A 22,055-nucleotide genomic window follows, 5' to 3' on the forward strand; every position below is an offset into this window, starting at 1 on the left:
TTCAAATTCACTGCTAAATGTTGTTCAAACCCTTGAAGAAGCAAAGGCGGCACGCCGTACCATGACGGGCCCTCTTGCACGCACAGTCCTTCACCGGCTTCGATTTGCTCGGATATGGGGCTTAGGTGACCGAAAGGCACCAGCAAGTACCACGCCATGCCTTGTGCTCATGGAGGGCGACCCTTCGCTTGACATCGCATATGCATCGTTTGAAACTCAAAAAACAAACGAACTTCCAGCCCGCCTACAACTCACAGCACGGTGCCCGTTATCGCCACCTGATTTCAGCGCCAATTCACCGGTCTATGATGTGAACATCGGACACGTTCTCCCTCCATCTCTTGAGGAGGCTAATGCTGGAGAAGAACAAGGAACTTCCCCGCTGCTTCCGGTCTCCTGGCAGCGAATGAATCATGATTCATCGCTCATGGATGATGACTTGAATCCAGAAATTGTTGTTCTTACAGATGCGGTTCAACTGGCGGCTCAACCCGGTAAATTGGTTGATGCACTCATGGTTCTCAAACAACAATTCCCTGGTGCATTGATTTGGACACCTGGTTTAGGCGGACCGGACAACGCAGCAGTACTGACATGGATGGGAGTGGATTTGTTTGACATGGGTCGAAGTCACGAAGCATCTTCTTCTGGAGTTCTTCTAACAGTACAAGGGCCACGCTATCCTTTGGGGCATGAAACTGCTGACATGGAGGCCCAAAGCCGACATTGGCTTCAGTCTCTTGACGAGGTTCGTTCAGCCCTTCAAACCGGGACCTTACGTACTCTCGTTGAACGCCAGTCGCTCTCCAGCCCTCGGCTCGTGGAGCACCTCAGGTATCATGACCAAGCTGCGTCAAAGGTCAAAGGGCTTCTTTCTTCACACGTGTCTCGCGATGTGCGTTTCCCATGTTATTCGACGACCATGCTTGAAGAACCGCTTGTGACGGATTGGGAACGTTTTATGACAACACAATACGAAACGCCCTCCGAAGTCCGTGAAGTCATGATTCTGCTTCCGTGTTCAGCACGTAAGCCGTACCGTCTTTCTCGTTCTCACAGCCGATTCATACAGGCCATTCAGTCAACAGCATGTCATGAAGTCATGATGACCTCGCCGTTAGGGTTGGTACCCCGGGACCTCGAGGATGTATGGCCTGCCTCACAATATGACGTTCCAGTCACAGGAGATTGGAATCGTGATGAATTGGCCCGTGTTGAACGAATGCTTCGCAATCTTGTTGATCGGACCGGCTACAAACGGGTCATCAACCACACCGATATGGACCTCTCATTCCTTGAATGCGAAGTGGTTGAAACACGACAAGGTCGTGGAGCCGGTTCCCATGATGCCTTGAACGATTTGAAATTGGCCGTCAAGGATGCCGTCCTAACCTATGAACTACGCAACCAAAAGAATTCGCTTCGGCTTCGTGCAAATTACATGAGCATTGCTCGAAAAAACATGCGCAGTGATGAATGGCTCAAGGGTGTGGCTGTACGAGGTAAGGTCCCTCGCTGGCGTTTGGAACAAGAGGGCGTACAAGTTGCGGTATGGTCCATTGATCGCAATGGGTTTTCATTCTCTAAATCCTCCATCGACCTCCTCTTTGAACATGATGCCTTGCCTAAAATTGAAATCAAGAGCGGCCTCACATGGAAAGGGGATGTATTTTCCCACATGGTTGCTGCATATGATCCGAGTATTCGTCAAGGGGACGACCTCCTTGTCGTCCAGGATGAGAAGGTTCTGGGACTTGCTCGGGCAGTTGCCGCAGGATGGGAATGGAAGGGTACTCCCGGCACACTTGCAAAGTCTCACCAACGCAAAAAATAAGCCTTCATGACAAGGTTCTGCGCCATGGTGTTGCGGAGTGGTTAAGAAGGGGAGATTAGTCGGAAGGCCGCTTGGTGATTGTAAATGGCACGAATGTTCAAGTCCCGTAAAGGCCAAAGTGGCTCCTCCCGACCCCATGTAAACGAAGCTCCTGATTGGTCCAATACGGACAAATCAGCCGTTACATCCCTCATTCTTGACCTTGCCAAGTCCGGTAAGTCCACAGCAGAAATTGGTACAATTCTACGGGACAAGCACGCCGTTCCCGACGTCCGTTTGGTCCTTGGAATGCGCATCGGCCAAGTCCTCAAAGAAAACGACATGACCAGTAGCTACCCCGAGGATATGATGAACCTCATGCGCCAGGCTGTCGCCATCATCAACCACCTTGGTTCTGGAAACCACAAAGACATTCACAACAAGCGAGCCTTGGAGATCACAGAATCCAAGATTCGCCGCTTGGCCAACTACTACAAAGGCGAAAGTCGCCTCCCAAGTGACTGGCGATACAAGCGAGACGAACTCCGCCTCATGGTTGAGTGAAGCAGAATTGGAATCAACTCCTTCAAGGTCAACTTGATGAGGGGTAGCAACCTAAGAGTTACGGGACCACCATGCGAAGCCTCTTAGAAACGTCATTTTTCGTTGAATCGAAAGATCGTCTCATGAAGCAGGTTGCTCGCATTCAAAGCGCTAAGATGATTCACCTTCATGCCCCATCGACGCTCATTGGAATCTTAGCACTCGGCCAATTGGAAGCCGCCTGTCTTGATGCAGGATTCAAATATCGCCGCAGATTCTATCCTGCTGGACATCATCGCCCACGCGATGAACTGCTTTCCATAGAAACTCCCACAACGGGTTTGGGCATTGTCATTCTCCCTGAGGAAGACACATGGCAATTAGAGGACTTGAACGAGGAAGATTTGGTCCGTATTGTGCCGTTAGCAGCCCAAGTACAACTTGGCGCCCAAAACAGAATTCATCATGGAGCCTTGGATTGTGTCATCCAAGCATCAGCCCTCGCCTCATGCTTGGCTCCAAACGGTAGACGAGTACGCCAAATGCGACCCTTTTCATCCCTCGGACTTTGGTTGCGAGGTTCGCTTGATACCACCATCGATCCCATTTACACCGCAGTCAATATGCACCTCAAAGAGGAAGGAAGCGTTCGCATGGTGGCTCTTCCCGAAGTAAAAACCCCACAACCTAACATGATTCCCGGGCTCGCCGAACGTCGCCTCAAAAAATTGCAAGGTGCGTGGTCTGGAATGGATGTGGAACAGAGAACTCAAGCTCTAAGCGAACTTGCACTCCCTTGCTTGGCTGACATGACCCTTTCAACACCTCGCCTTGAGGAATTGTTGTGGCATAGAATGCTGGTTGGTGATGTTGAAGTCGATTTGGCGAGTCAAATCTTTGCAGCGCAGCACACATGGCCAGAGGGGCTCAACGAAGAACGCTTACACGCATCAAAACTGATCGACAAGTGGCTTCAAACGGGCCATTTGGATCTGGAACTTGAAGCGACGGGTTGAAACATCATCCCCCCATGCCCTTACCATGGCCATTGAACGATTGTTGACTGGAAGTATCCAAAATCAGATACAAGAACTGATGTCTACGGAAGACCTTGTTATCGAAGCCTTTCGTGATCTGGTGAAGGATGAACTCAAGACCCACATCCGTGCAAAGGTTGACGAAGACCCCGATTTGAAAGCAGAAATAAAAGAAGCCGTTGCCTATTATTTCCATTCAAAAGCTCGGAGCATTTACGCCGAACTCAAAGCAACTCGTGCTGCAACCCGCCTTGGACTACGGTTGCTACCCGATGAACTGCAGGGCGAAGTTGGAGAAGCCTTGGTCACCTTGTTTGAAAAAGAACTCGGCGCCCTACTTGAGAAGGCGCTTTAAGCATATTTCGGCCCAAATAAGAGTTCAAGTTATGTGCCGGAGAACTTTCGGCGTCATGTCGGTCATATGCGTACAGCATCATTCATCATCTTCATCCTTGTTGCAACAATGGTTCTGCCATTTGTTTCACCAACGGTGCAGGCTGCTGACGAAGAAGACGATGTCATCGTTTGCTGCGAGGCATCTACCGTTGAATTGTATCTTCTTGGTAGCGACAGCAACAAGCAATTAACACCGTTTTTTGCTGAATTAAGCACCGAATCCCAAACGGTATCAATGAGAAACTCGATCCAATCTCAAGAAACCATCGGTAAATGGACGCTTTCCAATTCGTGGGGAGGCGAAGTGCCCAGTTCAACTTGGTCTTTCTCGATGGAGTATGAAGTCTCGGGAGCAGCAGGTGCAACAATTAACGCCACAGCCTCCATCGCAATTGGTTCCAAGAGTTACAGTGCCCAAACGGAACCAAACGGAGCCTTCCTCAATCAGGGGAAAGGTTCTCTTGATTTCTCAATTGACGTAGACGAATCGTTTACTCTAGCTGAATCTTCAACCATCGTCCTCGAACTCAAAGCACAGACGCTTATCTTTTCATTCCCTGAAGGAACCGATGCCGAAATCAAATTCCTATGGGGTGGAGAAGAAGACCCGTCTTCAATTGAGGGAACACTGCCTCTGCTCGATATCATGATGCCTGAACCAGAAGTTGAAGGGTCGGACGTTTACTTAGCCGTAAAATTGGATTCCCCCTGGGGTCTTTCTACACTGGCTCTTGCAGAATCGATATCCCTCAATGTCAACGGGGCGGAAGTCACCGGTGACCCCATTGAAACAGCATCTGGTGACACTGTTCGGGTCACATGGACATGGAGCAAAGCAATTGGAGGGATCGAATCCATTAATGTCGAAGTTTCGTTGAAATTCCAACCTGAACAGCCCGCACTCAAGGGTTCGACGACGTTTGAGATCGAAACCTTTGACACCGATTCTGGAACCGGGACGTATTATCCTCCAGATGAACCCCTACGCACCAACGGCGATGGGAGTTCCCTTGTCGTGGACATCCAAATGGAACTCTCAAAGGATGGTGATACATTGCTCCTCAGGAAAGTCACTACACTGACGATTGGTGATGAAATGGCCTTTTGGATGCGATGGGGCATGGACCACATCGGGGACGAGAACCCTGCGCTATCCTCAACCCTCCGTGCCTTTTCAGAAGGTGCAGTTTCCGAAGAGGACCGTGTGAGCCGGTTAATTGAGGAGACTGAAATTGGAGAGTTTGAGCGACAAATGGTTAGCCTTGGACCCATGTACCTCGCGGGTGGACTTGGGATTCAAGCGAAAGATTTGCTTGGAACATTCCGGGAATTCTCTTCATTGAAAGTGGACTTGGACCTCAACGGTGAGAATGCAGTAGTCAATCATCCCGTCACCCTTCGTTTTTCAACAACCGAAGTCGTTGCAGAGGGGACTCAAGTGGATTTAATCAATCGGTTCATCGTAGTTCAGCCGGCCCCCCTTTGGAGTTCCTTTTCATTATCGCTTACCGCAAAAACATCTTCTTTCACCTCTCTTAGCAACAATGTATTGAGAGAATCAACGGAGTTTCAACTCTCCGTTCTCCGAATGCCTTGGGGCGATGAAATCACCTTAGAGGGCGAAGGAATTTCCCAAGAAGAGGCATTCCGATTGAACTCAGTGCCCACTTCAGCAGTGTCGTTCACGCCGATGCCTCTAACACTTCTTTCTGTGTTTGGTTTACTTGGGGCGTTCATGATGGGGATGCGAATCACTCGCCAGCGAAAAAGAACGGTCATGTACTCTGAACTCGTTCTTGTCCCCGTCGTTGGACTCGTTCTCGTTCTTGGCTACCCGGCAATTTTTGTCGGTGGGGCAGTGATTGCAAGTTCCTTGATATGGTGGGTTACGGCTATTGCGAGTCCTCGCTTGAGTCCTCGTAATGCACGCAAGCCTCAGAACTCCTATCCAGTCATTCCGTGTCCTGCTTGTCAGGTGTCAAACCCGGTCACCTCAACTGAACGTCCGCATCGATTTGCCTGTGCTGGTTGCGAGCGAGTGATCCGACTTGAAGCTTGATTAGAGCTTGAGGTCTTGTAGGTTTGAAACCAAATTAACCGCGTCTTGATAATCACTGGGTGAAAAGTATCCCACAAATTCCTCATTCTCGTCAACAGCGACGACGGCTTGTGGACTGCGAAGTTTAATGTTCTCAAGAACGGCTTTGAGTTGGTCATCGAGGTGGACGAGCATGAAGTCCATTTCCATGTGGGCATGGCAGGACGCCGTGGATGCATCGACCCCCTCACTTAGAGCTTTGATCATTTGGCGTTGACCGATCACACCCTGGACACGGTTATCATCGTCAAGGACGATCAAGATTCCCCCTGAAATGCTGAGAAGCCGTTTTGCACCCTCTTGAAGGGTGTCTTGACCCCCGATTGTAGTGTGTTCATCCTCAAGTTGCAAACTGGAAACTGTCTTGCCCATGTGTGTCCCACGGTGGAAGTCTTCTATCTAACTTGCTTTCACTTCTCTTCAACAGATGCTTCATGGCACAAGATGAACGAACCGTCCTCTTGAATACGGGCATATCCAATTCGTTCGAGTTGAACGATGGTCCCTGTTTTGAGGCTGTGCTTCTCAATTCGCCCTTTTTGCACGTGAATTTCATTGTTAGAAGTCGATACGAGCGTGCCTTCTGTACTGTTTCCTTCTGTAATCCAATGAACGATCGGACGTTTATCACTTCGTTCAAAGGAAGTAATGATGGCTTTGGAGCCGTGGAGGTCAACATCTGCGAATTCCTTCAACCTGAGGGACCCTTTTTCGCAATCTTCCTGTTCAATGTAAACGGCTCCATCCGTCATGTCCCAGGTGCGTAAGCCCATTGATTCATCGTTTGGATTGACGGGGTGGGATACCGACTCTGGTACCTCGGCCCCTTCGAGTGAACACAAAACTGCATCGCGAATGAAGGAGAGCCTCGGTGCCTTCGCATCCACTACTTTCGTGTTGTGTGCATAGAGGGTTGAGAGGGGGACGGATATGTCTTTTTGTGTGATTCCAAGTTCGAGCCAAAACGCCCTCAACGCTGCATCGGAGATTCCCCGTCCCTTCAACCCTTCAAGCGTAGGCAGGCGTGGATCACCCCACCCGGGATATCTGCCTTCTTCAATATCCAATCTCATTTTCGATGTGGAAAATCCACCCCATTCATGGACCTTTACTCGACCCCAGTACATGGTTTCTGGATACTTCCAACCGAAGTGTTCGTAGAGAAGCGTTTGCTTTCGGGTTGAATCCATGAGATCTTTTCCTCTGACGATGTGAGTGACGCCTTGAAGATGGTCTTCAACGGCACTTTGGAAATCGAGCAATGGCCATACGACATACTTTGAGCCCACTTCTTTCCGTGGATGTGGGTGAGCTTGAGTATCTTGTAAGCGCAGTGCAGGCCAATCTCGGAGTGCAGGGTTTTTCAGCGTCATATCCGTTTTTACCCGAACGACTGCGTCGCCTGGGTTGAATTCACGATTGAGCATTTGCTGCCAGAGTTCAATATTTTGATGCGTCGTTTGGTTACGGCAGGGGCATTCAGTCTTTCCAACTCGATGTTCCTTAAACGCCTCAGCAGAACACTGGCAAACATACCCATACCCTTTCTCGAGCATCATGGTTGCATGCTCATAGTACGCATCCATTCTGTCAGATGCAATGACGACGCGGTCTGGTTTACGCCCAGTGAGCCATGCAGTTTCTTCTTGAATGCGCTCGTATGCTTCAAGCATTGGGGGCTTGACCTTGGTATCGGTATCATCGAAGCGAAGGATAAAGACGCCATCGTACATTTCACGATAGATGCTGTTGATGACAAGACCTCGTGCGTGGCCAAATGAAAGAGGGCCGTTGGGGTTTGGGGCAAAGCGGAGAACAACATTGCCTTTCTCGGCGTCTTTGAGTTCGGGAAGCCCTGTCCTGCGTTCCTTCACTTCCCTTTTTTCCAAGAGGTGAGGTGCCTCACTTGTAAGAATCTCTCGAAGCGATTCGAGACCGTCAGTTGCGGCTGAGGCATTTGCCTTGTTGACTTCTTGAGCTACCAAACCCGTGACGATTTTTCCATGTTGGCGGAGGTCGGCACGCATGCCCATGATTCGGCCAATGACAGAACCAATGGCTCCTTTTCCTTCGTATTCGATGGCGTTTTGGATGGCTACATGACGGATTAAGTCCAGTGTGTCTTCATCAGGTGTCCAGTCCATGGCGCTCAAGCCGCCCTGGTCGCATCCCTTCATGAAATGCTTGCATCATCTTCGTCAAACAGGGAGTGTTGAACGGTCCGAGGTGCCCCTCGAACGGGAACGTCGCCTATGCAATTGTTGTTCCAGTAGCGGGTCGCAGTAGCCCACCCCCAACGGACATCCTCATGAATTCCTTCATTGGAAATCAAGAGGTGAAGTGCATTCTTTGTGTTCGGGTCACTGGGGTAGCCAGAGCCCACCGATTGACCAATCATTGCAGCGAGTTCTGCAATGCACCGATCTCGTTCTTCCTTCGCCAGTATACTCGCCATGCTCACTATCGGAAAACGCTCGTCTGCTTTGTGGAAACTTTGCATTTGGGAATCCTTCCAGGGCCAAGTTAGAAGTTGATCGGATATGCGTTGAGTGAAGCGTTGTTCATTGACATCACAAGCGTCGTTGGTGATGTTCACTGACTCTCGTAATTGTAATCCGTTCAATGCTTCCCCAAATGCTCGTACTTCTAACCAATTGAGCCCGTCCGCCATAAGAGCCATGTCGATTCGTTTTGGAGTGCAGTTGATGAGCGATTTCTTCCATCCCCGTTCTTCTGCTTGTTCATTGAACCATGTTTCAATCTCTTTTCGGCGTTTGGAACTGAGATACTTCGAATCCTTGACACCTATGGCCTTTAGAAGCGGTATGTCCTTTGTTGGAATTGCACATGCTGCGACAACGAGGGGGCCAAGAACTGGCCCTCTGCCGGCTTCATCAACTCCAATTTCCCACATGGTGTTCCACCTAAAAGTCCAGGTCGTCGTCAGCCTCTTGGTTCAGGCCTGGTAACGGGACATGAGCCATTTCTGTTGGACTGCTTGGCGGGGCAGGCATGACATTGTGCGGGTCCTGACGAACGGTGAGGGTGGACGAGTGGTTTTGTGGTTCTAATTTCTGGTTGAGTGGATGGGGCTGAGCAGTTCCTTTTGTTTGAATCTCTCCGAGTAGAGAATCTGCTTTTTCCAAACTGGCCTGGGTTGTCCTTGCGTCAAGAACCAATGTGGCGGCATCCCTGAGTCTTTCGTCCACAGGTGGTGCGGAAGGATGCGAAGTTCCAGCTTGTTGTCGGAACACTGCTTCAAAAGCTTCTTTGGGTACTTGAGGGGCATCGTTCATGAGTGTGGGTTCACTTGCGGGGACCGTTGCGGGTTGGAATTTATTCATCCAATCCGATGCATCGGATTCAACGTTCTGGTAAGGCAAAATCGCATCGCTCTGTATTCTACGTTGGCGGTCTGTCAGGGCTTTATAGATGATCAAGCCGGAAAAGATGATGGCGAAAATCACACCCGACCAAGCCTTTGTGTACGCCCATGCGGTGGCTGCAATCTGGTTCCAATTACGCCCTTCATCAACTTCCTTTGAATCCTGCCATGGTGTGCCCAAATAATCAGCTTGAGATGTGTGCAAAAACATTTGTTCCTCGGATGCAAAAATCGAAGTGATGGTGGTGTTGATGAACACCGTTCCGTTGCTTGTTTGGTCGGTTGGTAAGTCAATCCATGCCCGAATGGTTAGGTTCGAGCCCAACGGAACACCGTTGAGTTGGAAGGACCGTGGGTACTCAATATCCTCTTCATAGACTGCTCCTTGGGGCGGGATCAAACCCATGGGGGCTGAATGGCTGGATTGGAGTTGAACAACAAAACCATCGATTGCATTTCCGTCGTTGCGAACATCAAAAGCGATTGATAAGCGATTTTTAGCACTGATATCTTCAACGATTCCACCCAAGGACCAATTTACTACCGGTGCTGCTTTGACAGGAATGCTAACGCTGTCCAGAACTGTGAGCTCATCACCGAGCAGTTCGATTATTACTTCACCTTGAGTGAAGGCCAAAGTACCTTTAGTCACGTTGATGAAGACATCTGAGAATGCCTTTGTCTGACCGGCTTGAGTTAGGATGGACTCTTGGGCGATTGACGCCGTAAATTCATCCGAAACATCATCGATGCGAAGGCTGAACGAATTGTATGAATTCCCTGTGTTTTTGACGGTTAAACTGTTCATGCAGGGTATGTCAGAGATCAGCGCTAAACATCCCTCGTGAGTGTATGAAAGGATTGCACTGGTCGTTCGGTTAATGCTTGCTTTGACTCTTGTCGCCTTGGAGAGTTCTTGAGCACCGTTTGCAAAAACTTGCAACTCAACATTCAATTCGCCACTGAACATGTTCGGGGACTGAATTCCAATTTCAACCGTTCGGGATTCATTGGGTTGGAGTAACAATTCTTCGAGTCCTCCGAAAAGGGCTACTGTCCACCCGGTGTAGTTGAATCGGTCCGATGCAGGGTAGCCTTGCAGTGGTTCTCCTTGTTCGTCCAACCCTTGGAGCGTGAGGTTCAATCGGTTTGGAGTGTTTCCTACGTTTCGCACAGAGACGAGCAAACGACCATCTTCTCCCGGGGCGAGTTCAATGTATTCTTCCACTTCATCGATACTTACGTTACGTTTTTCATTCATATGCAGGTCAAAAGACCACGAAACCATGGCCTTGTCCAGGCCCGATATCGCAGTCAAGGTGAACCTCGGGCCAGTACCAGCTAGAGGCATTCCATTTACAACGGCGGGAACGTCAATCCAAAAATAGACGTAGGCAAGACTGTTTGGATTGAGGTCAAGGTAGGCATTTCCATCGGGATTTGATTCAATGCTCCAACCCCAATTCCAACCAGAGGGGCTGTACAGATCAAACGTGACGTTATCTGGAAGCGAAGCATTGTTGGTGATGTTGACAGCCACTCCTGTTCGAACCAGTTCATCCACCGTAAGTTTCGTTGTATTGTCTGAGCCGAAATTAAGATCGGAATAAGGGGCGATGGTGACGTTCATCCACACGGATTCAGAATAGGTCATGTCATAATCAGTTGTCACACTAAATTCGACTTGATGGGTTGCAAAGACTGCGTTCATGTCGGCTGATATTCCAAAGACCATTTGTCTCAAATGGTTTGGTACAAGCACTTCAGAGAGGGGTAGGTTTCCAGCATTCAGCATTGAAGGCATGGATTCGACAGAAATCGTAAACTCTTGATTGACGGTAACAAGATTGTGCAGCGTAATGTAAGTGTTGACGGTTTCGCCCGGGTGGACAATCACTTCACTGGGCGCCGTGATGCCTGCGATATCTCCTTCTCTTGCATTCGGTTCGGGTTCAGCATGAGCTAGAGGGGCTAGGGTATGCAACATGACAAGAAGCGCCAACCCCATCCATCGCATGGTTCTCCGAAAGGACATTCCCTTTCAATGACTTGCTTATTTTGTTCAATGCTCGTTCGTAGGTTTCTTGAACAGGATGAGGCTCGGAACACCATGGCTCCGATATGGCCCTTCAAGAAAAAGCAAGAGGTCCTCGAATTGGATGAAGCACCGCCTCCTTCAATTACTTACAAAAAAGGAGAAGACCCGAATGCTCGGGCACCTTCCACTACGGTTGATGCATCTGCATACAAGGATGCACTCGCATTGTTTGGTGATGGTTCTTCTGCGGTTGAGGCAGCCACTGACCAATCGGTCAATTATGATGGTGTTACAGACCAATCAAGCGAAGCAGTTCAAACACAAGCTGAAGAATCCAGCAAAGAGCCTTCATTCACTTGGGTTCATCATACCGATGGCTATCATTACAAAAAGAAGGCTGATGGAAGTTTCGAACCCACTCCGCACAGCAAAGACAGCGACGGTACATACGTGCCCTACTCCTGAATGAACAACCTCGGGATGGGCTCTGACAATTCCGGGCCCTCGTTGGTAGTGTTGTTGACGCGTCGTGAAACAGGGTGTCGGTCAACTCGCCCTTCTGGTGTTGGAGTCAACGTCAGTGAACCCTCAAGCCATGATTGCAACTCATGCGTCTCAATCAGGACGGGCATCCGCCGATGAACCTCTTTGCAATCTTGATTGGCTTCCGTTGTCAAAATCGCAAAGGATTCCAATGAAGAACCTTCATGGTTCCATGTTTCCCATAAAACCGCCATGTAGCATGTTGATTCGTCCATGTGAAAATGGTACCACGGTGCTTTCCCCTGTGGCGTACTCATCCACTCGTACCAACCGTCAGCAGGTATGACCCCTCGGCGTTGTTTCCATGCATTGCGAAACATCGGCTTCTCATGAGCTGTTTCACATCGAGCGTTGATGGGTTCTCTTGGGGACGTTTTCGCCCATGAAGGGCGCAAGCCCCACCGCATCAAACGCATGTGGCGAGGGACATTCTTTTCGCTGTGAACACCGGTTTGGGTGATGACTGGTACCCATTGTTGGGGAGATACATTCCATGAAGGTGCAAAGGGGGTCAAATCCGATAGCGGTTCACTGCGAACCTCTCTTGCGATTTCTTCGATTGGCCGTCCTAATGCAAATCGCCCGCACACGACGATTCCTCAGACGGGATCTTCAAGAAGATTAACGAGGGCAGTGACATCAATTTCAGCACCGTTAATCGGGACCCGTAATTCATACTTCATCGCCACAGATGGGTCAATTTCACCAAAACAACCAACCCATGAATCGTTGATGATGAGTTTTGATCCACGTCCAGCAAGCCACGGTCCATCTCCTTCTTCCAAAGGTTCAGCACGCCAGTTTGACACGCCCAAGTCGGTGCATAGGGCTTGTATCCTCCCTCTTACCGCCGCAAAGCCTCCACTGCGCTCAGCCATCAAGAAGGCCATTCGGTCCGAATTCGCATGGTTTCTTACGACGGTCCCAAGCTCATAGACGCCTTGCGGTAGGTCGTGGTGGCGATTGGTTGCGAGTAAACGAAGCAATCCAGGCAATAAAAATTGGCGTAACATGGTGTGGTCGACGGTAATGGGGTTCGTGATGACGGTAGCAGCGTGGTCTTGATTCCAGCGCATGTTGGTGAATTGGTCCGTCTCGTTCGAAAGTGTGAGGGATTGAATTTGCATCAACCCAAGCCCTTGCATGGATTCACGTAGACGTCGCCTCATGTTGTGGTCGGGGCGTGGCTGAGCCGTGAGTTGTGCGACCGGTTGATCTACGCCAAGGTCTTCATACCCGTGCCCAATGGCGATATCCTCGACCAAATCTACGGGATGGAGGATGTCAAAGCGCCAACGAGGCATGGTGAATTCAAGCAAACGATTCCCCTCAGATACCTCGGACATTTTTGTTGCATGTTTTGGTGAACCGGGAGGTGCATCCTTCTTGCCGACAAAACACCCACCCATACGGTTGATTGCATGGTTGAGTTCATCGTCTGAAAAGTGTCGGCCAAGTAAGCCCGTCACCAATTCTTCAGGTACGAGGTGGGATTTTCCAGTGCCGTTTGGTGTTGTTATGACCTCACGGTCGCAGGTCGTAACTTCAACGGTCTCGATCTTCCCACCACGCTCTTGAAGTTGCAAGCAAATCAACATGAGAGACGCTTCACAAGCACGTTGGTCCCATCCGGTTACATCAATGAAAAAGTCTCGAGTAGTTGTCGTCACCGTCGTGTGGTTGCCGTTGATAATTGGAGGGAATGAGAGTACGTCCTCATTCGAGTCAAGAATAAGCGGATAAGCGTTCATGCCATCCAGCAAGTGAGCATAATCAACTCCTTTTGGGTGTTGTGTGAGAATGGTGGTCATGTCCATTGGAACCTCTTCTCCCAGCGGTATGAACGAGTGACTTCCAGGGGCAGCAATGACGTTAAACGGGGGTTTGATTGAATTAAGGTCGTGAACACCGATTGAGGCCCGTTTCCGGCCACGACCAAGTGCAAAGTGTAACTTTTCTTGGTGGTCCATGAGTGCTTTGATGAACGCTTCTTGTTCTTCAGCATCGTCGGTTAAGACGACCCCCTTCACAACCGCCCCCATCACGATGGGTCGGATGGTGGCCAAACTTGGTTCAACGTGCATTGTGATGCCGCTTGGCTTGGTTTCAATCTCCGGTATTGCCGGAGCGCCATGGAGGAACGGACGAATTGCATACGCCAATGTTTCTCCACTGAGCAGGTCAGGGCGGTCGGGGAATATTTCTATGTCGAGCGTCGCTTCGTTGCAGGTGTCAATATCGGTGCCCATCAACGGAAGTTGGTCTCCCATCGTTTCTACATCATGGACGATTCCATGATTGCTGAGGAGCGTTCTTAGCAAGGATTGAGGGACGGATATAGTCGGCATGATCAATCACCTAACGTGCAAACCAATGCGGAAGGGGTCGGTCATAACCTGAAAGTCGTAGTCCGCTCACAGCCGCTGTTTCGTGGTCAAGCGCACGGAGGTAAGAACGATCCAACAGGTCGATGCTATCAACGCCTATGCGTCGAAGATGCTGAGCAAGTTCTTCTTGTGTTCCTTGCAGCCAGTATGCAATGTCCATGCCATCAGCCATCGGTGCTTCGCAGGAGATGATGTTGGCTCCCGATGCGACCAATACAGCCAAATCGTGTCCGTTTGCTGCAAAGCCGAGTAGGAATCCAGTTTGAACTGTTGGCGTAGTAATGTGGGCCTTCTTTGAACGTCCGGTCATCGGAAGTGCGGCTGCTTCTGAAAGTCCTGAGCCATCTTCAATTCTAACCATAGCAACATCGACCGAATGATATTCAGCCCGTTGATGGAGGGACTGAATTCGACTGATGCCTTGAACAAAGATCACGGGAGCATGTTCTTTTGCAAGGGAGCGAAGAGCAACAAGCAAACCGTCAACCTCTTCTGCGTTCATATTGGGAAGGTTATCAAAGTCAATGCCAAATCCACCAGCTGTTGGAAGTTCAGAGCCCAAGTCTAAGAGATTTGAATCGCTGACCAAGAGGACATCTACAGGCCGTGGTTGTTGCGAGGTCATGACCGGATGACGGTTGAGAACTTCTGTAGCTGACTCATCTCCAGTAGCATCATGTTCCATGTTTGATGCTGTTTCCACATAGGGAAGCATCGGTAGGGGGAGTGCCAGCGATTGGACTTCTTCCGAAACCCCGATCAATGCGACGGTGTCAACCGTGGCATAGCGTGGGAGTGGTGGATTTTTGGACCCCATCAATCCTACTTGTGATAGGTCTCCAGCTGAAACAGTATGGCCAAAGGATTCCACTTTGAGTCCATCTTGGGGCGTGAGACAAACAGCGTCACCGGGCACGTGAAGGGTTTCATCGTCCAACAAGGTGTTGATCTCCTTCACTTCCTTGGCACTAAGAGGTCGAAGAACAACACCAGGGGGTGGAGTAGGACATCGTCCGTTGATGACGATGTGGCCACCTTCCATTCCTGCGCCGGGGTCGGGGCCAACGTCACCATGAACTACGATGAGGCCGTCTTTCATGCCTCCGCCAATACGTTGTCCAGAGGCACCTCTTACGACCAAAACTCCTCCTTCCATACATGCCCCAGTGTCGTTTCCACAGCCGTCAAGAACGGTAATGATTCCACTGCGCATCCGGTATCCCGTAAAATTCGCAGCCATGCGTTCACAAACGATGGTTGTGCCGTCATTTCCTGCTCCGAGGAAGGAACCTGCGTCACCTTGGATGGTGAATGAACCACCGGTTCCGAAGGCCGAAACCCAAGAGCCTAACACACCGAGTGCACGGATGCGTGAACCGTTTGGAAGGCCGGGGCAGAGTCCAAGTTCCCCGTTTTTCGGGACAGCATCTCCTGCATTTGTCCATCCGATTCTGAGAATTGCATTTTGTTCTGCGGCGGCTTGCAAGCGAGGACCCAACTTTTCGTTGATGCTCATCGACCGCTGAACCACATCAGACACATCCGCCATGTTCCTATGCTCGTGGTTCCTGCTCAAATATCCTCCCGTCTTTGCCCATCAAAATAACCGTTCTCTTGATGAGGGTTTGTCATGGATTTGGACCCTATCAGTGAAGAAGTGTTTATTGAGGGCCTCAATGAGCAAGGCATGGAGAGGGTCATGAGCATCAAGGTAGCCATCAACGGATACGGAACCATCGGAAAGCGTGTAGCAGATGCGGTTGACGCCCAAGACGACATGGAGATCATCGGCGTGACCAAGACCCGTCCGTCCTTTGGTTGCGACCTCGCCGTAAGGAAGGGATACCCCTTGTATTGTACCTATGATGACGAGGCTAAGATCGCCGCTTTTGCTGCTGGTGGTTACCAGTGCGATGGTGGACTTTCGGACCTCCTTGCAATAGCTGATGTCGTTGTCGATTGCTCACCGGGCAAGGTTGGTGCATCGAACAAAGAGAAGTACCTCGCAGCGGGTGTAAAGTATATCTTCCAGGGCGGAGAAAAGCACGCCATGACCGGAATGTCGTACACTTCCTCGGCCAACCACATGGAGAACATGAACGTCCAAGGGACTCGTGTTGTATCATGCAACACCACCGGCCTTTCCAGGACATTGGTTCCATTGTATGAGCACTGCGGTTCGCTGTCGGTTGAATGTACCATGATACGTCGTGCTGCGGATCCAGGGGATTCGGCAAAAGGTCCGATCAATGCCATAAAGCCGGTATTGAAGGTTCCATCTCACCACGGTCCTGACGTCATGACAGTCAAGCCAGAAATTTCCATCAACTCGATGGCCGTTGCGGTGCCTACCACACTCATGCACTGCCATTCCATCGTTGCCACCTTGCCTGAAGGTCACGGTATGACGACCCAGTCGGTACTGGATTTGTGGAAGAGTAACCCTCGAATCATCATTATGAACGGCAGTGAGACCAACATCACAACCACTGCAGAAGTCATGGAGTATGCACGGGACATCGGCCGCAAGTGGGGCGACCTGCACGAAATTTTTGTTTGGGAAGACGGTGTTAAACTCGATGGAAACACGCTTTATTACTTCCAAGCGATTCACCAAGAATCAGATGTCATTCCGGAAAATGTCGATGCAATTCGTGCCCTCATGGGTACGGAAGATGATTGGAGAGTTTCAGTGGCCAGAACCGATGCGGCAATCGCAATTTACAACGGAATTTAATCTCAAAATATTTGTGTTTGTTCACGCACAGAAGAGCATCCTTCAAAAGTGGAGTGCTGTTGGTTAAAGCATGCGCTCCAATATCGGCTTTGGTTTTGTCTTAGCGCTCATGGTATTGACGCCGCTTTCTACCATGGTTGACCAACCAAACGAAAAGGAGATTGACTTTGATCAAAATCCGACCTTCACGGCCAGTGAAATGTCGGAAGGAGAGCGGCTGGAACTTGCTAAGGAAATGTGGAGTTCCATGCCCGAAGCGTCGCTCGTATCGGTTGAATTGACGCCCGCAAGTGGAATCATCCATATGGCTGCGGGCAGTTTTGATCCGTTGCTTTCTAACGGACCTGATGTTCTTTCATCGTTTTCACGGAACCACGATGCAGCACTTACTGGAATGGCTATGGTCCAACTTCATGACGGAAATCGCGATGCCTTCGATGCGTTGACCGCGGAATACGACCTCACTGTGCTTGATTTTTTCCATGACGAGGGATGGTTGGTTCGCCTCCCCTCACCGCCCATGGACACCTTCACACTCCTCGAAAACGACGACCGAATTCGTTGGATTGGACATCAACAACCGCAATGGAGGATTGCACCCGATTTAATTCAAGACGGTATCACTTCCCCCTCGCTCACTTTCATCCCTGCATCTGACTTAGGCTTCGGGGGATATCCCGCCCTTGCAACAGACCTCGTGCGCTATGGAGCCGATGAAGCATGGTGCGATGCCTGGTTGTGTCGAGCCGTTGTTTCAGACGGGGAAGGCCTAACGCTTCTGAGAAACATCGCTCATGATGGCCGAGTCATCTGGACTGAACCCTCTGCAGAACTGCGTGTTCACAACGCTCTGGCTTGGTCCATTGCTGGTGTTCAAGACGTCAACAACAACGCCACATTCACCCTCGATGGTTCCGGTGAAATGATTGCAGTAACCGACACAGGACTGGATAAAAATCATCCTGATTTGACTGGAAGAGTTGCTGCCACCTACACTCAGTTCGGACTTGACCCCTCTCCTGACGATACCAATTCAGGTCACGGAACTCACATCGCTGTAACCGTTGTCGGAAACGGCACGGGTGACTCATCTGCACGGGGCGTTGCTCCTGGTGCAAACATGGTCATGTACGCTCTTGAACACGACCCAACCGGAGTGTTCGGGCGCATCGGTTCAATCTACGACATTCTCAGCAATGCAGAACAAATGACGGCAAGAATCGCCGTAAATGCTTGGGGCCTTAATGGAAATTACGGGCAATACACAGCCGACGCACGCTCGGTAGATATGTATGTCAACGACCGTTCGGACTTGACTCCAATCTTTTCAATCGGCGACCGAGGTGGCCTGGGCGCCTCCCAAATCACCTCTCCAGCAACGGCAAAAAACACCATTGCAATCGGAGCCTCTACAACGGGCGTTGACGGAAGCGTAGCTGCTGGCGCAGTCGCTAATTTTTCATCCGATGGCCCAGCACTCGACGGTCGTATCAAGCCTGACCTTGTTGCCCCCGGAGTCGGTGTTTGTTCGGGTTTGGCTGAAGAGGCGAAATTCCCTGCGGGTCCTTCATGCCTTACAGGGTCGCATTCTACCGGGAATTCATATTACATGCAACTGTCGGGAACCTCACAAGCCACTGCGGTGGCCTCAGGCGTTGCGGCATTAACTCGTGAGTTCATCCGAGAGCAAGCAGGAGTGAGTTCTCCAACAAGTTCTCTCGTTAAAGCTGCAATGATTAACGGAGCCCAAGATTTGGGAACTCCAGACATTCCAAATGCGAATGAAGGGTGGGGTCAAGTTGACCTCTCAAGAACGGTTCTACCCATGGACGGAACGACTCCATTGAACACATTCTTTGACGATAACAAACCCCTCTCTCCTGGATTTGGTCTGCTCTATTCTTTCTCACTTGACCCATCTCACGGCATTGATATAACTCTGGCATGGACCGACGAAGCAGGCAGTGCGAATGCACCACAAAATCAACCTCGGTTGGTTAACAACATGGACTTGGTTCTGGTCGACCCTAACGGTGCTGAGTGGATTGGGAATCACTTCTCGGCTGGAGTCACCACATCCGGTGGGACGGCTGACGATGTCAACAACGTCGAGCGTATTCGTATTCCCCCAGGTGCCCTGTCCGCTGGCCAGGGTCAATGGATCGTGAAGGTTCTGCACCGTGGTGGGACGACCCAAGATTTTGGTCTTGTCTTGTCAGCCCTTGCTACTCCAACACCTCAAGCAGACCTCGTTGTCTTTGACGGTAGTATCGTTCCCTCATCGGTCAACCCACTGCGCAATGATTTGATCGCCATCAGTATAGCATGGATGAATCAAGGCACGAGCCCGTCTGGCGGTTTCGATGTTCTCTTTGAGGATTTGACGACTCAGCAAACGCTGACGACCGCTTCACGAAACGGCCTGCAAGCCGGGCAACTTGACGCCATCACCATCTACCATCAATTTGCAACAACGGGAATTCACAGTCTTCGCATCTCCATTGACACGACCGATCAAGTGGTTGAAATGAACGATGCAAATGCAGGAACGGACAACAACATGTTCACACTTGATGTGGAAGTCATGGCCTTGGGCGTACGGGTTGTTGTTCCAAACAGCGACGGGACCCTCCCTGAAACTACGGAAGAACGGGAGTCAAATGCCAACATGGTTCTCGACGTTCGCAACGATTCTGGAATTGACATACCGTTAGTCGTTCTCCATGAAGGTACGGGGAATCAATCCGTAGTCATCTCTTCTTCAATGGTACAGGTTCCCTCCCCAGACCGAGCGGACTTCTTCTTGCCGAGTCAAGACCAGTGGAGTCGTACATTTGATGAAACAACGAATTTCATTCTCACTGCCCAAGGCTCACCAGATGCAAATAATACCATCAATCTACGCCTCGAGGACATTGATGCAGACCTCATGACAGACCCCGACAGCCCACGCTACGTCCGTGCAGGCACCTATGTTGTAGACATCACAGCGCGCTATGAATTCCAACCCACAGTTGCCCACAGTCAACGTATTTACATTGAAGTCGAACAGTTGGATCAAGTGAGCGTTGTCGCCGCTGGAACCAACGGATTAGAGGCTGAACCGGGGGCATCCAGCTTCTTCTCGATCTCCGTGAAAAACACGGGCAATGCTCCAGCACAATACAGTGTGGAATGTTTTTCAGAGCACCGATGGCAGGTCATGCTTGGGGGTTCAAACTCTTCCCAACTGGACTTTGAGCCACTCAATATTCAGGAATATCTTCCCATGGCAGTTCGAATCATCGTGCCCTTGGTTGCAGGTGGTATTCCTGCTGCCGGTGACACCGATACGGTGACATGCTACGTCACCTCTTTTACTGATTTGACCATGAACTTCACGGAAACGGTATCCATTGAAGTGCTGCCTCAAGAGTCCTTTGATGTTCATCTCTCCAACGATAATGGGCGGGTTGGGCCTTCACATTTGGCCAGCGACAATGCAGTTGACAGCGGCCAGAAATTGTACATGAATCTCACTGTTGAAAACACGGGTAACTTGGCTGTGGCTTTGGATGTCCGTGTTCAGCCGTCCAACCCGCTATGGGCCATACGAGTCAGCCATGATGGCCAAAATGATACCCGAACACTTGGTTTCAGCATTTTACCGGGTCAATCCACCGTTGTTATGCTCGTGTTCACGGTACCAATAACCGCTGCAGAAGGTGACTCAAACAGCTTCAGCATCCGCACGGAGCGTTCGTCCTCCAATTTCCGCCTCAATACAACCGAGCTGGTCGTTCGCGATGAATTGGCTCTCAGATTGATAGGCCCCGAAAGCGGTCAGTTTGACGTGGTTATCAGCGACCTGTTTACATATTGCGAGTTCTCTATCAAAAACACAGGAAATACAGAACTCGGATTGGAATGGACACACGGTTTGACACCCGATGGATGGTCAATAGGTTTTGCAAATCCAATTCTTTACCTGGAACCAAGGGAAGAGAAAGTGGTTCGCCTTGGTCTCACACCACCGGTTCAAACCAACGCTTCTGCGAACTCCTTTGAGATCCTTGTGTCCGTAACCGGAACCAATGCAGGTCGAATTGTTGAGGCTTCCGAAATGCTGACGGTCGGTGTGTTGGAGTCTACCTACGCTAATCTTACGGTTGAAGATGAGACGATTAGGCCCCTTGAAGGGATTTCAAGGGATGGGTCCGCAAGCCAAAAATTCGTTCTCCTCAACGATGGTAACGTTCCTCTCACAGGCTCTCTCGGAGCAATGATGTTGGATAAAAATGGTGGGCAAAGGGGCGACTGGACCATTGCTGTCACACCAGACTCAATAACCGACCTTGCGGTTGGGGATTCCGTGACCGTCACCGTGAAACTATCTCCGAAAGAAAATGTCTCAAGGGCCATCGGTTCGTTAACCATTACGGTCTATTCGGGAGATGAACAGCTTACAACCTATGCTATCGAAGCGAGTGTACAGGCAGCAGTTGGTAATCAAGGTCTTCTCAGCGGGCTATCCACCGGGGTGACGGTGTCCATTCTTGGCGTTGTCATCCTTGCCCTGGCTGTTGTTGCCCGTCGCGTAAAACGGTCAGGTGAACTCCAAGACGATGGTTTAGAACTCGTTGCTCCCGATTCTCATACAAACCCAGATACGATGGGGGCGAGAAGGGATGAAGTTTTGGACATCAGTAGTGCAGTCCACGATTTAACAAGTGGAGAAGTCAGTCAGGATGAGATTGCAAAAGCTCTCATGCAATCGATGGATCTACCCTCTGCTCCCGCCGCAGTCCCCGCTGGTCTTCCACCAGGTATGCCACGTGCTGGATTGCCTCCTGCTGGAATGCCTCCTGCGGGCATGCCTCCATTGGGCGTCCCACTCGCAGGTCTACCTGTGGCTGGAAAGGCCTTGCCGCCTCTCCCACTTCCGTCCCAACCGGTTCAGCCCATCGTCCCGGTTCAGCCTGATGTTCCAATTGCCCAAGGCCCACCCTTGCCCCCATCAGGACTCCCCCCCGGATGGACGATGGAACAATGGACACATTACGGCCATCAGTGGCTTCAGCGTCAAGGTTAATTCCGTG

At 50.4% G+C, this 22,055-nt stretch carries 15 protein-coding genes; 8 read left to right on the forward strand and 7 right to left on the reverse strand.

Annotation, left to right across the window (positions count from 1 at the left end):
- Positions 1 to 61: 61 nt before the first annotated feature.
- The 5 genes from AAA857_RS06740 (at position 62) to AAA857_RS06760 (ending at position 5,848) form a co-directional block, all read left to right on the forward strand.
- A complete protein-coding gene (locus AAA857_RS06740; protein WP_338174190.1) occupies positions 62 to 1,834 on the forward strand; it encodes a DUF5591 domain-containing protein in 1,773 nt (590 codons plus the stop codon).
- Between the two features lie 84 nt (positions 1,835 to 1,918).
- Positions 1,919 to 2,377 (forward strand): 30S ribosomal protein S15, encoded by a 459-nt coding sequence (locus AAA857_RS06745; protein ID WP_338174191.1) that lies wholly within the window; start codon positions 1,919 to 1,921, stop codon positions 2,375 to 2,377.
- 71 nt (positions 2,378 to 2,448) lie between these two features.
- Positions 2,449 to 3,372, forward strand: coding sequence for a hypothetical protein (locus AAA857_RS06750; protein ID WP_338174192.1), 924 nt, complete (start codon positions 2,449 to 2,451; stop codon positions 3,370 to 3,372).
- A 25-nt stretch (positions 3,373 to 3,397) separates the two neighbouring features.
- Positions 3,398 to 3,748, forward strand: a complete 351-nt coding sequence (locus tag AAA857_RS06755; protein WP_338174193.1) for a hypothetical protein — start codon at positions 3,398 to 3,400, stop codon at positions 3,746 to 3,748.
- A gap of 66 nt (positions 3,749 to 3,814) precedes the next feature.
- A complete protein-coding gene (locus tag AAA857_RS06760; RefSeq protein ID WP_338174194.1) occupies positions 3,815 to 5,848 on the forward strand; it encodes a hypothetical protein in 2,034 nt (677 codons plus the stop codon).
- On the opposite strand, the gene AAA857_RS06765 is transcribed toward AAA857_RS06760, so the two are convergent.
- Genes AAA857_RS06765 through AAA857_RS06780 form a run of 4 tightly spaced genes read right to left on the reverse strand, consistent with a single transcriptional unit; the run spans position 5,849 to position 11,289 of the window.
- Positions 5,849 to 6,259: a CBS domain-containing protein gene (locus AAA857_RS06765; RefSeq protein ID WP_338174195.1), complete on the reverse strand. Its 411-nt coding sequence runs from the start codon at positions 6,257 to 6,259 to the stop codon at positions 5,849 to 5,851.
- Between the two features lie 38 nt (positions 6,260 to 6,297).
- Positions 6,298 to 8,031, reverse strand: coding sequence for a glutamate--tRNA ligase (locus AAA857_RS06770; protein WP_338174196.1), 1,734 nt, complete (start codon positions 8,029 to 8,031; stop codon positions 6,298 to 6,300).
- Positions 8,032 to 8,060: 29 nt separating this feature from the next.
- Positions 8,061 to 8,801: a ribonuclease HII gene (rnhB, locus tag AAA857_RS06775; RefSeq protein ID WP_338174197.1), complete on the reverse strand. Its 741-nt coding sequence runs from the start codon at positions 8,799 to 8,801 to the stop codon at positions 8,061 to 8,063.
- A 10-nt stretch (positions 8,802 to 8,811) separates the two neighbouring features.
- Positions 8,812 to 11,289, reverse strand: coding sequence for a hypothetical protein (locus tag AAA857_RS06780; RefSeq protein WP_338174198.1), 2,478 nt, complete (start codon positions 11,287 to 11,289; stop codon positions 8,812 to 8,814).
- Between the two features lie 93 nt (positions 11,290 to 11,382).
- Between AAA857_RS06780 and AAA857_RS06785 the strand changes: the two genes are divergently transcribed.
- Positions 11,383 to 11,775, forward strand: a complete 393-nt coding sequence (locus tag AAA857_RS06785) for a hypothetical protein (protein WP_338174199.1) — start codon at positions 11,383 to 11,385, stop codon at positions 11,773 to 11,775.
- Here the strand turns inward: AAA857_RS06785 and AAA857_RS06790 are convergent.
- Genes AAA857_RS06790 through AAA857_RS06800 form a run of 3 tightly spaced genes read right to left on the reverse strand, consistent with a single transcriptional unit; the run spans position 11,766 to position 15,789 of the window.
- Positions 11,766 to 12,443, reverse strand: a complete 678-nt coding sequence (locus AAA857_RS06790; RefSeq protein WP_338174200.1) for an SOS response-associated peptidase — start codon at positions 12,441 to 12,443, stop codon at positions 11,766 to 11,768. The genes AAA857_RS06785 and AAA857_RS06790 overlap by 10 nt on opposite strands.
- A gap of 9 nt (positions 12,444 to 12,452) precedes the next feature.
- Positions 12,453 to 14,201 carry a phenylalanine--tRNA ligase subunit beta gene (gene pheT / locus AAA857_RS06795; protein WP_338174201.1) on the reverse strand — a complete coding sequence of 583 codons (1,749 nt, stop codon included), beginning with the start codon at positions 14,199 to 14,201 and terminating at the stop codon, positions 12,453 to 12,455.
- Between the two features lie 10 nt (positions 14,202 to 14,211).
- Positions 14,212 to 15,789 (reverse strand): hypothetical protein, encoded by a 1,578-nt coding sequence (locus tag AAA857_RS06800; RefSeq protein WP_338174202.1) that lies wholly within the window; start codon positions 15,787 to 15,789, stop codon positions 14,212 to 14,214.
- 81 nt (positions 15,790 to 15,870) lie between these two features.
- Here AAA857_RS06800 and AAA857_RS06805 point away from each other — a divergent pair, with 81 nt between their 5' ends.
- Entirely contained in the window at positions 15,871 to 16,977 is a 1,107-nt protein-coding gene (locus tag AAA857_RS06805; RefSeq protein WP_338174203.1) for a type II glyceraldehyde-3-phosphate dehydrogenase, read from the forward strand.
- 70 nt (positions 16,978 to 17,047) lie between these two features.
- Positions 17,048 to 22,048: a S8 family serine peptidase gene (locus AAA857_RS06810; RefSeq protein ID WP_338174204.1), complete on the forward strand. Its 5,001-nt coding sequence runs from the start codon at positions 17,048 to 17,050 to the stop codon at positions 22,046 to 22,048.
- The last annotated feature ends 7 nt before the right edge of the window (positions 22,049 to 22,055 follow it).

Source organism: Candidatus Poseidonia alphae (genome assembly GCF_943787815.1).
Classification (GTDB): Archaea; Thermoplasmatota; Poseidoniia; order Poseidoniales; family Poseidoniaceae; genus Poseidonia; species Poseidonia alphae.

Bases quoted from the DNA above. Each gene is read 5' to 3' on its own strand.
- AAA857_RS06800 (WP_338174202.1), bottom strand. From the start codon at position 15,789: ATGGCGGATGTGTCTGATGTGGTTCAGCGGTCGATGAGCATCAACGAA.
- AAA857_RS06755 (WP_338174193.1), top strand. From the start codon at position 3,398: ATGGCCATTGAACGATTGTTGACTGGAAGTATCCAAAATCAGATACAA.
- AAA857_RS06750 (WP_338174192.1), top strand. From the start codon at position 2,449: ATGCGAAGCCTCTTAGAAACGTCATTTTTCGTTGAATCGAAAGATCGT.
- AAA857_RS06785 (WP_338174199.1), top strand. From the start codon at position 11,383: ATGGCTCCGATATGGCCCTTCAAGAAAAAGCAAGAGGTCCTCGAATTG.
- rnhB (WP_338174197.1), bottom strand. From the start codon at position 8,801: ATGTGGGAAATTGGAGTTGATGAAGCCGGCAGAGGGCCAGTTCTTGGC.
- AAA857_RS06740 (WP_338174190.1), top strand. From the start codon at position 62: ATGACGGGCCCTCTTGCACGCACAGTCCTTCACCGGCTTCGATTTGCT.
- AAA857_RS06760 (WP_338174194.1), top strand. From the start codon at position 3,815: ATGCGTACAGCATCATTCATCATCTTCATCCTTGTTGCAACAATGGTT.
- AAA857_RS06805 (WP_338174203.1), top strand. From the start codon at position 15,871: ATGGATTTGGACCCTATCAGTGAAGAAGTGTTTATTGAGGGCCTCAAT.
- AAA857_RS06745 (WP_338174191.1), top strand. From the start codon at position 1,919: ATGGCACGAATGTTCAAGTCCCGTAAAGGCCAAAGTGGCTCCTCCCGA.
- pheT (WP_338174201.1), bottom strand. From the start codon at position 14,201: ATGCCGACTATATCCGTCCCTCAATCCTTGCTAAGAACGCTCCTCAGC.
- AAA857_RS06765 (WP_338174195.1), bottom strand. From the start codon at position 6,259: ATGGGCAAGACAGTTTCCAGTTTGCAACTTGAGGATGAACACACTACA.
- AAA857_RS06780 (WP_338174198.1), bottom strand. From the start codon at position 11,289: ATGCGATGGATGGGGTTGGCGCTTCTTGTCATGTTGCATACCCTAGCC.
- AAA857_RS06770 (WP_338174196.1), bottom strand. From the start codon at position 8,031: ATGGACTGGACACCTGATGAAGACACACTGGACTTAATCCGTCATGTA.
- AAA857_RS06810 (WP_338174204.1), top strand. From the start codon at position 17,048: ATGCGCTCCAATATCGGCTTTGGTTTTGTCTTAGCGCTCATGGTATTG.